This is a genomic window from Paenibacillus sp. FSL R10-2782 (assembly GCF_038592985.1).
GTDB classification, from domain to species: Bacteria; Bacillota; Bacilli; order Paenibacillales; family Paenibacillaceae; genus Paenibacillus; species Paenibacillus terrae_C.
In genome coordinates, this window is sequence record NZ_CP151951.1 from 2,124,101 (window position 1) to 2,137,032 (window position 12,932).

A 12,932-nucleotide genomic window follows, 5' to 3' on the forward strand; every position below is an offset into this window, starting at 1 on the left:
AGCAGGGGACACAAAGTAAGAGCAAAGGGCAGTCCGCGGGGGAGTCCCGGCCCGCAAATGGCGAATGGACTGCGTTTTGCTCTTTTTTCGTGGCTTTGCTACTGTAGCTTTGTATGTCTTTGCCGCGCTTTATCCGGGGTAGTCTTGTGCTACAATAGGGATGATTCTTGTTAATCGGGTAAACGGTGTTGTACAAGCATATTTAAATGTTAGAGGTGAGATTGAGTATGTTTTTAAAGCGCATTGAGCTGGCGGGCTTCAAATCGTTTGCAGATAAAACGGAGATGGAATTTGTCCGCGGCATTACAGCGGTCGTCGGACCTAACGGAAGCGGAAAAAGTAATATATCCGACGGTATTCGCTGGGTGCTGGGTGAACAGAGCGCCAAATCACTGCGCGGCGGTAAAATGGAGGACATTATTTTTGCGGGTAGTGATGCTCGTAAGGCTGTTAATTACGGCGAGGTGTCGCTTACGCTGGATAATGAGGATCAGGCGTTGCCTCTTGATTTTGGCGAAGTCACGGTTACACGGCGTGTGCATCGCAGTGGAGATAGTGAATATTTCATTAACCGACAATCATGCAGACTCCGAGACATTACTGAGCTTTTTATGGATACAGGTATTGGTAAAGAAGCTTATTCCATTATAGGACAGGGGCGCATTGAAGAGATCTTGAGCACTCGTTCCGAGGACCGCCGGGGGATTTTTGAGGAAGCGTCAGGTATCGTGAAATACAAATCACGTAAAAAAGATGCAGTTCGCAAGTTGGATGACACGGAGCAAAATTTGCTTCGTATTCATGATTTGGTCAGTGAGCTGGAGGATCAGATCGGACCGCTCAAGGAGCAATCGGAAAAGGCGATCCACTATAAGGAGCTGCGGGGTGAGCTGAAATCAAAGGAAATTTCGATGTATGTCCATCAGATTGAACAGATTCATACCTCGTGGAGCGATGCGACTTCCAAGCTGGCTTTGTTGCAGCAGGAGCAGCTACAGCTGTCTACGGTGGTGTCCCGTCATGACGCGATGCTGGAGAGTGATCGCAACGAGCTACGTCAGCTGGAGGAGCAAGTGGAACGTCTGCAAAGTGATCTGTTGCAGTACAGTGAAGCTACGGAAAAGAGCGAAGGCTACGGCGAACTGTTGAAAGAGCGCACACGCAATCTGGAGGCAAATCGGGAGCAGCTCATTTTATCACTCAGCACGAGCGAATCACGTCATTCCGAGCGTAAAAGTGAGCTGGATCTACTAAACGAAAAACTATCTGCGTTGACCGTCGAGCTTGATGAGCTGCGTGAACGGCTATCTGACGAAGAGGCGAAGCTGATTGGTGTCACAGGTGGAATCAGTCAGGAGCAGGAGGAAAGCCTGAAGGGCGGACTGCTGGAGCTGATGAATCAGATGGCACAGGCACGTAACGAAATCCGTTATACCGACCAGCAGAAGGAAGCGTTAGAACGGCGGGTGACTCGTGTAAGTGACGAATCCGGTAAATGGGAAGCCCAGCAAGCTGAACTGGAACAGCGTAAAAAGGGTTTGGAAGCGGCTGTGCAGAAACTGGGTCAGGAAATCAGCAGTTTGCGTAGCGGATATATTCAGGGGAGCGAAAAATACCAGTCACTGCAAAAGCTGCTGGAAGAAAGTCAGGGCACTGTCCGCAAATGGGAGCAAAAACGAGAGGCCCAAATTTCACGGCGAGATACGATGAAGGAAATGCAGGATGACTTCGACGGCTTTATGCTGGGTGTTAAAGAAGTATTGAAAGCGGCCCGTAAAGAAACCCTACATGGTGTGCATGGGGCCGTAGCAGAGCTGATCCGTGTACCTGAGCATCTGGAGCAGGCGATGGAAACGGCTCTAGGTGCCTCGGTGCAGCATATCGTGATGGAAAATGAATCGGTGTCCAGACAGGCGATCAGCTTTTTGAAGCAACGTCAGCTGGGCAGAGCGACATTTTTGCCTATGGATGTTATCCGTCCGCGTCAAATTGGGGCGGGTGAACGCCAAATCGTGGAAGGGGCCGAGGGTTTTGTCGGAATCGGTGCGGATCTTGTTCAGTATGATGAACGGTATGCTGGCATTGTAGGCAGCCTTCTGGGAAATGTGGTTATTGCCCGTACGCTGGAAGATGCGAACCGTATTGCGGCTCGTTGTCAATATAGATATCGCGTCGTGACGCTGGAAGGCGATGTTGTCAATGCAGGTGGTTCCATGACAGGTGGTAGCCAATTCAAGAAAAATGCCAACCTGCTTGGACGTAAACGTCAGTTGGATCAGCTGGATCAGGATATTATCGATACGGAGCAACAAATTGCAAGGCTGCGTCAGAGCACGGTAGATATAAAACGTCAGTTGGAAGAGACACAGACCCGTTTGGACGAGCTGCGTCAGGGCGGCGATGTGAAGCGCGGCGAAGAGCAGCAGGCAGCAATGGAGCTCAAGCAATTGGAGCATGAGCTTCGTCATGTTCTGGAGCAGGTGGCTGCATCTGGCCAGGAGAAGAAGGGCTTTGATCAGGAGATCAAGGAGTTGGAAGCTTCCCGTGAAGAGGCGTTGCTGAAATTAGCTGCGTTGGAGGAAGAAGAGAAGAAAACCCACCAGGCTATCCATGCCGCTGAATTTGCCCGTAAGGCTAACGAATCTGCCAAAGAGCAGCTACAGGGAGAGCTTACGAATCTCAAGGTAAGAGAAGGAAAGCTGGATCAGGAGCGTTTTTCACTGGAAGAGCAACTGCGTAGATTACGGGGCGATTATGATACCCTTGGCAAGGATTCGAGACAGAACAAGACCTTACTTGCTTCCATCGAAGCTGATCTGCTGACCAATGAGCAGGAAAGCGTGAAGCAAATTGAAAATCTCAATCAATATCGGCTTAAAAAGGCAGAGGCTTCGCAGCAATTGGAATTTAAGCGTGCTGCACGCAACAGCTTGTCCAAAAAGCTGGAAGTGGCCGAAAACGAGACGAAAGAGCAGCGTATTCAGCTCAAGTCGGTCGAGGAACAGCTCCGTCAGACCGAAATCGGAGTGAATCGGCTTGATGTAGAGCTGGAGAATGTCCTGAAAAAATTAAGTGATGACTATGAACTGAGCTATGAGCTGGCCAAGCAGCGTTATCCGATACCGGAAGATATCGAAGGTACGCAGGCTGAGGTACAAAGGCTCAAACGCGGTATATCTGCGCTGGGTGAAGTAAACCTGGGGGCCATTGAGGAATACCAGCGCGTGCATGAGCGTTATACGTTTCTGGATGAGCAGAAGTCTGATCTTGTGGAAGCCAAGACAACACTCTATCAGGTTATTCGTGAAATGGACGATGAAATGTCCAAACGCTTCAAAGCCACGTTCGATGCCATCCGGCGCGAATTTGGTACGGTGTTCTCCAAGCTGTTCGGGGGCGGACGTGCTGATCTGGTGCTCATTGACCCGGAACGCATGCTAGAGACGGGAATTGATATTGTGGCTCAACCGCCAGGCAAAAAGCTGCAAAACCTGCAACTACTGTCAGGAGGCGAGCGGGCGTTAACGGCGATGGCGCTATTGTTTGCCATTTTACATGTCAAGCCTGTCCCATTCTGTGTGCTGGATGAAGTGGAGGCCGCTCTGGATGAAGCTAATGTGGTGCGTTTTGCCCAATATTTACGAGAGTTCTCCGAGCAGACGCAGTTCATTGTAGTTACACATCGCAAGGGAACGATGGAGGAAGCTGATGTGCTATATGGGGTTACGATGGAGGAAGGCGGAGTTTCCAAGCTCGTATCCGTCAAGCTGGACAACGATGAAGCCGAGATTGCCTGACATAAAATAACATACTTTCAGATCAACGGAGGGAACCTATGAGTTTCTTTAGGAAATTGAAGGAAAGCATTGCAAGCAAAACCGAGTCCGTCACCAAACAGTTCAAGGACGGTCTGGAAAAAACACGCAAAGGGTTTGTTGAAAAGGTATCGGATCTGATGATTCGCCGCAAGAAGATTGATGAGGAGTTTTATGAGGAGCTGGAAGAGATTCTGATTGGTGCCGATGTTGGCGTCAACACAGTTATGAACCTCATTGAAGACCTTCGGGTAGAAGTGAAAAAACGCAAAATCGAGGATGCATCCGAGCTACAGCCTGTATTATCGGAAAAGCTGTCTGAGCTACTGCGGGGCAATGACAACAGCCAACTCCAGATGAGCTCTGACGGGATTACGGTTATCCTGTTTGTTGGCGTCAACGGTGTTGGCAAAACAACTACCATTGGTAAGCTGGCCCATCGCTTTAAACAAGAGGGTAAAAAAGTGCTGCTGGCTGCCGGGGATACGTTCCGTGCTGGCGCAATTGAGCAGCTGGAGGTATGGGGTGAACGGGCTGGTGTAGAGGTCATTAAGCAGCAATCCGGCTCTGATCCAGCCGCGGTTATGTTTGATGCGGTACAGGCTGCCAAGCAGCGTCAGGTGGATGTGCTACTGTGTGATACCGCAGGACGTCTCCAGAATAAAAGCAATCTGATGGAGGAGCTGAACAAGATTTTCCGCGTGATCCAGCGCGAAATTCCAGATGCTCCTCATGAAGTATTGCTGGTACTTGATGCGACGACTGGACAAAATGCGCTCAATCAAGCCAAAATGTTTGGTGAGAAAAGCGGCGTAACCGGGCTGGTACTGACGAAGCTGGATGGTACAGCGAAGGGCGGCATTGTCGTGGCGATTCGCCAAGAGCTGAATTTGCCGGTGAAGCTGGTGGGATTGGGTGAAAAAGTGAATGATCTCCAGCCATTTGATTCCGAGCAATTCGTTCACGCGTTGTTCGCTGGTTTGATTCAGGAAGAAGGCATAGATGAAACCGCTCCGGGTGAGGAAGAACAGGCTTAATCAGATTTGTTGTAAGGTTGGACAAGGCTTTTTTGATCTTAAGACCTGTCAGGTCTGGGGCTAAGTATGATCCGGTTGATGCGTGAGATCACAGGGATGTATAATGAAAGAAAAGGATCTGTCGGCGCCGGATATGAATTTTTTGGATGTAAAAAATATTTCACAGGAAGCCGGGTGAAGAACCAATGGCGAACACCTATACTTATTCCCGCCGGGAAGAAATAGCCAATGCGATCACACATGGAATTGGAGCCGTTTTAAGTGTGGCAGCACTTGTGCTGCTCATTGTTTTTGCAAGCTTGAAAGGGACCACTTGGCATGTCGTCAGTTTCACGATTTACGGAATTACGATGCTGCTGTTATACACCAACTCCACGTTGCTTCATAGTCTGCGCGAAGGAAAATTGAAGGATTTGTTCGAAATATTCGATCATTCTTGCATTTACCTGTTCATTGCAGGCAGCTACACCCCGTTTATGCTGGTTGCACTGCGCGGGACTTTGGGCTGGACGCTGTTTGGCGTTATTTGGGGAATCGCCCTGTTGGGTGTGCTGTTCAAGGCATTCTTCACCAAGCGTTTCCTGTTCATGTCTACTGTGTTTTACATCGTGATGGGCTGGCTCATCATCATTGCCTGGAACCCGCTGGTGGCAACTGTTCCCGCCGGAGGCATGACGCTATTGTTCGTGGGTGGTCTAATGTATACATTGGGCACAATCTTCTATGTGTGGCGGGCGTTTCCGTATCATCACGCAATCTGGCATCTGTTTGTTCTGGCAGGCAGCATACTTCATTTTCTGGCTGTACTGCTGTACCTTACTCCGGTAAGAGTTTAAACCCTAGTAGGCAAAAAACCGATTCGTACTTCCGTTTAAGGGCAGTGGATCGGCTTTTTTTTGGTTGACAAGGGATACCGCTTGACATCTTCTTTTCTTTTATGTATGATAAGGATCGTTGAAAAGAACTGTAAAGTGTTTTTCCTTGACGATGGAGGTATATGCGATGAGTCAGGAGAATCGGCTGGAAAAGACAAACCGGATTAACCGACTGTTTGACTTTTATGAACCTCTGCTTACGGAGAAGCAACAGATGTTTTTGAAATATTACTTCCATGACGATTTTTCTCTGGGAGAAATTGCTTCGGAATTTGAAATTAGCCGTCAGGCCGTGTATGAGCATATTAAACGTGCCGAGCAGGTGCTGGAAATGTATGAGGAAAAGCTCGGATTGCTCCATAAACACGAGCGCAGAAGCCGAGACCTGGAAGAACTAAATACGGCGTTGTATGAGACCTTCGGTAAAATCGGTGAACCCGATGAAGGCACTTTGCAACATATTCATCAAATTGTAAATCGCCTGCAGGAATTGTAGGTCATATAGATTAGTGAATAAACAACCCTGGTAGACAAGGAGGTGCGAAAACATGGCATTTGAAGGATTATCGACCCGCTTGCAAAATGTATTTAGCAAACTGCGCGGCAAAGGAAAAGTGTCTGAGGATGATGTAGCTCAGGCGATGCGCGAAGTACGATTAGCTTTGCTGGAGGCGGACGTTAACTTCAAGGTTGTAAAGGACTTTATTGCCAAGGTGAAGGAGAAATCCGTTGGCAAGGAAGTGATGGACAGCTTTACACCAGGTATGGTAATCATCGACATCGTGAACAAGGAACTGACCGAGTTGATGGGTGGCAGTCAAGCCAAGCTTGCCAAGGCAAACAAACCGCCTACGGTCATTATGATGGTGGGTCTCCAGGGCGCAGGTAAGACGACGACATCCGGTAAGCTGGCGAAGTTGCTGCAAAAGCAAAATCATCGCCCATTGCTTGTAGCTGGTGATATATATAGACCGGCTGCGATCAAGCAGCTACAGGTACTTGGTGAGCAGATCAACGCTCCTGTATTTACGCTTGGTGATCAGACAAGCCCGGTGGAGATTGCAAAGCAGGGCTTACAGCATGCCAAGGATAACGGTAATGACTACGTTATTATAGATACTGCCGGTCGTCTTCACGTGGATGAAGAGCTAATGGAAGAGTTGCGCCAGATTCATGCGAATGTGAATCCTGACGAAGTTCTGCTGGTTGTTGACAGCATGACAGGTCAGGATGCGGTAAACGTCGCGGAGCACTTTAACACTAGCTTGGAGTTAACAGGGGTTGTACTAACGAAGCTGGACGGCGATACCCGCGGTGGTGCGGCCTTGTCGGTTAAGGCTGTGACCGGATGCCCGATCAAGTTCGCTTCATTGGGTGAAAAGCTGGATGCGATGGAGCCGTTTCATCCGGAACGAATGGCTTCACGGATTTTGGGTATGGGCGACATGTTGTCCCTGATTGAAAAAGCGCAATCCAATATCGACGCTGATAAGGCGAAGGAAATGGAACGGAAAATGCGCAATGCTGAATTTACCTTCGAAGATTTTCTAGAGCAGATGGATCAAGTTAAAAAGCTTGGCCCGATCGACCAGATTCTCGATATGATTCCCGGCATGGGCAACATGAAGCAAATGAAAGACGTCAAAGTGGATGACAAGCAGATGGGCCGGATTGAGGCTATCGTTCATTCCATGACCACACAAGAAAAGCAAAACCCGGACATGATTAATCATAGCCGTCGCAAACGGATTGCTGTAGGCAGTGGAACATCACTTGCTGAGGTAAACCGCTTGATCAAGCAATTTGATGAAATGCGGCGCATGATGAAGCAATTCTCAGATATGATGGGACCCAAGGGTGGCAAAAACAAAGCCCTGAAGCAGTTGAAGGGTATGGGTAAAGGGTTGAAGTTTCCTTTCCGTTAAGGCCAATAGGCCATTGGAATTATGGGATAACAATATACAGTCTACTTTTTGAAGGAGGTGAATTTTCGTGGCAGTTCGTATTCGTCTGAAACGTATGGGTGCACATAAAGCTCCTTTCTATCGCGTCGTGGTATCGGATTCCCGTTCCCCGCGTGACGGTCGTTTTATCGAAGAAATCGGTTATTACAACCCTATTACAGTACCAGCAGTTGTAAAAATTGATGAAGATAAAGCGTTGAAATGGTTGCAAGATGGTGCACAAGCATCTGATACAGTCCGCAACTTGCTTAGCAAAGCGGGCGTACTGAAAAAGTTCCATGAGCTTAAACAACAGAAATAAGGTGCTGATACGGAGGGTCAACCATGGAAGAATTAGTAATAATCATTGCTAAGGCTTTAGTCGATCATCCGGAAGATGTAACCGTGAAGACCTTGGAGAAGGATCGGCTTGTCGTATATGAGCTTAGCGTGCATCCTGAGGATGTAGGTAAAATCATTGGCAAGCAGGGTCGTATCGCCAAGGCGCTTCGCACTGTGGTTGCATCAGCAGCCGTTAAGATGGATAAACGGGTTACCGTAGACATCATATCTTAAAGATATACGAAAGTGGGTTAGGATGTATGTCCTAACCCTTTTTCGTACATGATGAAGATGATATGGAGCGGAACCGATTACATGCAGGAGGAACACGATGCAGCAATTGTTTAATGTTGGGAAAATTGTGAATACACACGGAATCCGCGGCGAGCTTAAAATATTAACGACTACTGATTTCCCGGAGGATCGTTTTGCCAAAGGCAGTGAGCTGTTAATCATTCCTGCGGATGGTAAAGCACCGATCCCTGTAACTATTGAAACAGCACGTTTTCAAAAAAATATGGTTGTAGCCAAATTTAAGGAATATCACAACATCAATGATGTTGAAAAGTATAAAGGCAGCTTATTGAAGGTATCCGCTGAACGGCTAGGCGAACTAGAGGAAAATGAGTTCTATTTTCATGAAGTTGTTGGCCTGGAAGTAGTGACAGAAGACGGAGAAAAGCTTGGTGTAGTGAAAGAGATTTTGACACCAGGAGCGAACGATGTATGGGTAGTCACAATGCCCGATGGCAAGGAACTGCTATTGCCGTATATAGAAGATGTCATTTTGGATGTAAATGTGCCTGAAAAACGGGTTACGGTACGGTTGATGGAAGGACTGCTGTAATGCGAGTGGATGTGCTAACCCTGTTTCCTGAAATGTTTGATGGTGTATTTAATGCAAGCATTCTGGGAAAAGCAAGGGATAAGGGAATCATATCGCTGCAAGCGGTTAATTTCCGCCAATATGCCGGGAACAAGCACGGTCAAGTGGATGATACACCCTATGGCGGCGGGGGCGGGATGGTATTGAAGCCTGACCCGATTTTCGCTGCGGTGGAGGCGCTACTGGATGAAGCAGAGCGTCCAACCATATTAGGGAACACAGACGAAGTTGTTCAAGGTGAAGAGGCCGAATCGAGTGCAGGTATGAAAGCTCCGCGTATTATTTTGATGTGTCCGCAAGGTGAGACTTTTACGCAAAAGAAAGCGGAGGAGCTTGCTACAGAGGAGCATCTTATTTTTATATGCGGGCATTATGAGGGCTATGATGAGCGTATTCGCGAGCATTTGGTGACGGATGAACTTTCTATCGGAGATTATGTGTTGACTGGTGGGGAACTGCCCGCCATGGTCGTTATAGATAGTGTGGCACGATTGCTGCCTGGAGTGCTGGGCAATGAAACGAGTGCGATAACGGACTCTTTTAGTACGGGTCTGCTGGAGTACCCGCATTATACGAGACCTGCTGAGTTTCGGGGCTGGAAGGTACCAGAGGTGCTGTTGTCAGGACATCACGTTAATATTGATGTCTGGAGACGACAGGAGGCGCTGCGTCGTACGTTGGAACGTCGACCGGACCTGCTGGAGCAGGCTGAATTGACAGGCAAGGAACGAATATGGATAGAAGAACAGCGCAAGATGGATTGATCATGGGAGATTGTAATGATCGTTTTAACAATGAGTGGATTTGAAAGAGGAGCCGACCTGTTTTATAATGTAATTAATTAAATATAATGTTTGGTCAAATCCCTTTTTCTTGTTGCAATGCGGTATCCTCCATGATACAATACATCTGTTGTGTGTAATACGGTGGTCCTCTGTGGATGATGAAGGAAACGGATGTGTTTCCAGAAGATGCATGAACACCTGTACGGAAGGAGGGAGTCATAGATGAATATCGTCCAAGCGATCACTGAAGAACAACTGCGTAAAGATTTGCCTAACTTTCGTCCTGGTGACACTTTGAAAGTGCACGTGAAAGTTATTGAGGGAACTCGTGAGCGTATCCAGTTGTTTGAAGGTGTTGTAATTAAACGCCGTGGTGGTGGAATCAGTGAGACTTTTACAGTTCGTAAAATTTCTTACGGTGTAGGTGTGGAAAGAACTTTCCCGCTTCATTCCCCAAAAATCGATAAAATCGACGTGGCTCGCCGTGGTAAAGTGCGTCGTGCGAAGCTTTATTATCTTCGTGAACTGCGCGGTAAAGCAGCGAGAATTAAAGAAATTCGTCGTTAATACAACGAATAACGAAAGGGGCTTGATTACAAGCTCCTTTCGTTTTTTCTACGTACATAGGGAACTGTGGATTATTGACCGTAAAGAGAGGACAGTGAGCTATGGAGCAAGAAGTAGGACAGGGAGCTATACAGCCGACTGATCAGGATGGTACACCCAAGCGTAAACCGAAAAATGAGATTTTTGAGTGGATCAAAGCCATTGTTATCGCGTTAGTGCTTGTCTTTTTAATCCGGTGGTTTCTTTTTAAACCGTTTATTGTGGATGGCCCGTCGATGCAGCCTAACTTTCATACCGGAGAACGTGTCATTGTAAATGAAATTTTGTATGATTTCCGTTCCCCCAAACCGGGAGAGGTCATCGTGTTTCATGTGCCGGATGAAGGAAGAGATTTCATTAAGCGCGTCATTGCCGTTGAGGGCGACACGGTCAAGGTAGAAGGTGACACGATTACGGTGAATGGTAAACCTATTCAGGAGCCTTACTTGAAAGCTCCGTTGGAGGAAGCGCATCAAAATGGTGAGCTTTACAACAAGTTTACAAATTTCCCAAATGAAAACTTTAAGGATGGTAAAGTTCCGGCAGGGCATATTTTTGTGATGGGGGATAACCGTTCCAACAGTACAGACAGTCGGATGATTGGATATATTGATTTGAAGGAAGTCGTGGGCCGGGCTGATGTTATTTTCTGGCCGGTGAAGGATATGAAGTGGATTAACCACTAGAACAACTAATATGCAGCATAGCTGCCGTAATCCTAACGATGAACCTTAAGGGGAGCGTTAGGAGTTACGATCAATGAGGTGATGACGGTGACGATTCAATGGTTTCCTGGTCATATGACCAGAGCGCGCCGCCAAATTGAAGCAAAATTAAAGCTGATTGATTTGGTAATTGAGCTGATTGATGCTCGTTTGCCGCTTTCCAGCCGTAATCCAATGATTGATGATATTTTGCAGGGCAAGCCGCGAATGATTATTTTAAATAAGGCAGATTTGGCAGACCCGGTAGTATCACAGCAGTGGATTGCCTACTTTAAGGAGCAGGGGCATATCGCTTTTCAGGTGGATGCTACAACAGGTACAGGAATGAAAGAAATTCCGGTTCAGGCCAGGTTGCTGCTTAAGGAAAAGATAGATCGGCAGATTTCTAAAGGTATGAACCCACGTCCTATGCGTGCTTTGATTGTTGGTATACCAAATGTCGGTAAATCGACCCTGATCAACCGTATGGCAGGACGTAGCATTGCAGCTACGGGCGATCGCCCTGGGGTGACGAAGGCACAGCAATGGATCAAGATTGGTGAAATTGAGCTGTTGGATACACCGGGTATTTTATGGCCCAAATTCGAGGATCAGAATGTTGGCTATCGTCTGGCGGTTACAGGTGCGATCAAGGAAGAAATTTTGAATGTTGAGGATATCGCTTTTTTCGCGACAAAATATTTGGTTCAATATTACTGGGATGAGCTTGCAGCACGTTTTGAGCTGACTGAACGTCCCGAGGATACGGAAAATGCCGATGAAATTGTTAGTGTCATGGAAGCGATTGGACGTAAACGCGGCTGTATTGTCAGCGGTGGACGTGTAGATCTCGAAAAGTCGTCAAAAATCATTTTACGTGAGCTGCGTGCAGGTAAGCTGGGACGTTTCAGTTTGGAAGCTCCTTACTGATTCGATTCTGCCTGATTTATCGGATACACCGCATAGCATAGTTTGGCAAGGAAGAACCTTCCCCATCTCTCCGGAGAGAGGAAGGTTTTTTGGTATGTGAAGGTAGGTTAACTAAAGGGGTTTTGGGATGGACAGGTCTGTGTTAAGCTGAATAAAAATGTGCAGTGCTTAAAATATATAGAGATAGGCGGTAAGGAGTATGGAAGAAAAAGTGGTAGCGGCAACGGACATGCTGCGCTATGAAAAAGAGCGCTGGAAGCAATCCTATGAACGCATCGCTGGTATTGATGAGGTAGGCCGAGGATGCTTGTTCGGGGATGTTGTGGCTGCTGCGGTTATTTTGCCGAAAGGTGAGCTGCTGGAGGGTGTAGATGATTCCAAAAAGCTGACGGACAAGAAGAGGGAAACCTACTATGAGCTGATTATGGAGAAGGCCATTGCCGTAGGAATCGGGTATGTTGACGCACAAACGATTGATGCCATCAATATTAAACAGGCAGCTCGTTTGGCTATGAAGCAGGCTGTTGAGGCTCTGCATGTATCTCCTGATTATTTACTTGTAGATGCAGAAAAGGTGGATTTGCCTATATCCCAGCTTTCTATTATTAAAGGAGATGCGAGCAGCCAATCTATTGCTGCGGCTTCAATCATTGCCAAGGTAACCCGTGATCGACTGTGCAAAGGTGAATGGGATGCAAAGTACCCGGAATATGGGATTGGCATACATAAAGGTTACGCTACCAAGCTGCATCGGGAACAAATTTTGGCGCTGGGGGCTACTGCAATGCATAGACGTAGCTTTCTTGGTAATTTGTTGATCGAGCAACCGACGTTGTTTGACCTGTAAATACTTATTATGAGTCGGGACTGTGCCGATATAATGTATACCTAAGGATTTTGCAAAAATCCGGAAAGCAACCTGTAATCGACAATATATAGATTGAAATGATTTCGTTCGTCTATATATTGCTACTTTGGAGCGGCTGGAATTGAATTTTGCAAAATCCTG

At 47.2% G+C, this 12,932-nt stretch carries 13 protein-coding genes; all 13 read left to right on the forward strand.

The genetic code is table 11. The annotated features are described in order from the left end of the window. Positions 1 to 227: 227 nt before the first annotated feature. Entirely contained in the window at positions 228 to 3,797 is a 3,570-nt protein-coding gene (smc, locus tag NST83_RS09910) for a chromosome segregation protein SMC (RefSeq protein ID WP_342417472.1), read from the forward strand. 38 nt (positions 3,798 to 3,835) lie between these two features. After that, on the forward strand, positions 3,836 to 4,852 hold the full coding sequence (gene ftsY, locus NST83_RS09915) for a signal recognition particle-docking protein FtsY (protein WP_137062696.1): 1,017 nt from the start codon (positions 3,836 to 3,838) through the stop codon (positions 4,850 to 4,852). A gap of 185 nt (positions 4,853 to 5,037) precedes the next feature. Further along, on the forward strand, positions 5,038 to 5,688 hold the full coding sequence (locus tag NST83_RS09920; protein ID WP_342417473.1) for a hemolysin III family protein: 651 nt from the start codon (positions 5,038 to 5,040) through the stop codon (positions 5,686 to 5,688). Positions 5,689 to 5,854: 166 nt separating this feature from the next. Next, on the forward strand, positions 5,855 to 6,223 hold the full coding sequence (locus NST83_RS09925; protein WP_137062697.1) for a putative DNA-binding protein: 369 nt from the start codon (positions 5,855 to 5,857) through the stop codon (positions 6,221 to 6,223). A gap of 52 nt (positions 6,224 to 6,275) precedes the next feature. Next, on the forward strand, positions 6,276 to 7,652 hold the full coding sequence (gene ffh, locus NST83_RS09930; RefSeq protein ID WP_342417474.1) for a signal recognition particle protein: 1,377 nt from the start codon (positions 6,276 to 6,278) through the stop codon (positions 7,650 to 7,652). 67 nt (positions 7,653 to 7,719) lie between these two features. Beyond that, positions 7,720 to 7,992 (forward strand): 30S ribosomal protein S16, encoded by a 273-nt coding sequence (gene rpsP, locus NST83_RS09935; RefSeq protein WP_342417475.1) that lies wholly within the window; start codon positions 7,720 to 7,722, stop codon positions 7,990 to 7,992. Positions 7,993 to 8,015: 23 nt separating this feature from the next. Next, positions 8,016 to 8,246 carry a KH domain-containing protein gene (locus NST83_RS09940; RefSeq protein ID WP_013309863.1) on the forward strand — a complete coding sequence of 77 codons (231 nt, stop codon included), beginning with the start codon at positions 8,016 to 8,018 and terminating at the stop codon, positions 8,244 to 8,246. A 97-nt stretch (positions 8,247 to 8,343) separates the two neighbouring features. Next, the gene (rimM, locus tag NST83_RS09945) at positions 8,344 to 8,859 is read left to right on the forward strand and encodes a ribosome maturation factor RimM (RefSeq protein ID WP_342417476.1); all 516 of its coding nucleotides are present in this window, start codon (positions 8,344 to 8,346) and stop codon (positions 8,857 to 8,859) included. Further along, on the forward strand, positions 8,859 to 9,662 hold the full coding sequence (gene trmD, locus NST83_RS09950; protein ID WP_342417477.1) for a tRNA (guanosine(37)-N1)-methyltransferase TrmD: 804 nt from the start codon (positions 8,859 to 8,861) through the stop codon (positions 9,660 to 9,662). The genes rimM and trmD overlap by 1 nt, the downstream gene beginning before the upstream one ends. A gap of 243 nt (positions 9,663 to 9,905) precedes the next feature. Further along, positions 9,906 to 10,250, forward strand: coding sequence for a 50S ribosomal protein L19 (gene rplS / locus NST83_RS09955; RefSeq protein ID WP_010346403.1), 345 nt, complete (start codon positions 9,906 to 9,908; stop codon positions 10,248 to 10,250). Between the two features lie 101 nt (positions 10,251 to 10,351). Then, positions 10,352 to 10,975 (forward strand): signal peptidase I, encoded by a 624-nt coding sequence (gene lepB / locus NST83_RS09960; RefSeq protein ID WP_342417478.1) that lies wholly within the window; start codon positions 10,352 to 10,354, stop codon positions 10,973 to 10,975. Between the two features lie 87 nt (positions 10,976 to 11,062). Further along, positions 11,063 to 11,923 (forward strand): ribosome biogenesis GTPase YlqF, encoded by an 861-nt coding sequence (ylqF, locus tag NST83_RS09965; protein ID WP_342417479.1) that lies wholly within the window; start codon positions 11,063 to 11,065, stop codon positions 11,921 to 11,923. Positions 11,924 to 12,122: 199 nt separating this feature from the next. Then, a complete protein-coding gene (locus tag NST83_RS09970) occupies positions 12,123 to 12,770 on the forward strand; it encodes a ribonuclease HII (RefSeq protein WP_342417480.1) in 648 nt (215 codons plus the stop codon). The last annotated feature ends 162 nt before the right edge of the window (positions 12,771 to 12,932 follow it).

Coding starts and splice junctions, on each gene's coding strand:
- smc (WP_342417472.1), top strand. CDS start 228: ATGTTTTTAAAGCGCATTGAGCTGGCGGGCTTCAAATCGTTTGCAGAT.
- ftsY (WP_137062696.1), top strand. CDS start 3,836: ATGAGTTTCTTTAGGAAATTGAAGGAAAGCATTGCAAGCAAAACCGAG.
- NST83_RS09920 (WP_342417473.1), top strand. CDS start 5,038: ATGGCGAACACCTATACTTATTCCCGCCGGGAAGAAATAGCCAATGCG.
- NST83_RS09925 (WP_137062697.1), top strand. CDS start 5,855: ATGAGTCAGGAGAATCGGCTGGAAAAGACAAACCGGATTAACCGACTG.
- ffh (WP_342417474.1), top strand. CDS start 6,276: ATGGCATTTGAAGGATTATCGACCCGCTTGCAAAATGTATTTAGCAAA.
- NST83_RS09940 (WP_013309863.1), top strand. CDS start 8,016: ATGGAAGAATTAGTAATAATCATTGCTAAGGCTTTAGTCGATCATCCG.
- rimM (WP_342417476.1), top strand. CDS start 8,344: ATGCAGCAATTGTTTAATGTTGGGAAAATTGTGAATACACACGGAATC.
- trmD (WP_342417477.1), top strand. CDS start 8,859: ATGCGAGTGGATGTGCTAACCCTGTTTCCTGAAATGTTTGATGGTGTA.
- rplS (WP_010346403.1), top strand. CDS start 9,906: ATGAATATCGTCCAAGCGATCACTGAAGAACAACTGCGTAAAGATTTG.
- lepB (WP_342417478.1), top strand. CDS start 10,352: ATGGAGCAAGAAGTAGGACAGGGAGCTATACAGCCGACTGATCAGGAT.
- NST83_RS09970 (WP_342417480.1), top strand. CDS start 12,123: ATGGAAGAAAAAGTGGTAGCGGCAACGGACATGCTGCGCTATGAAAAA.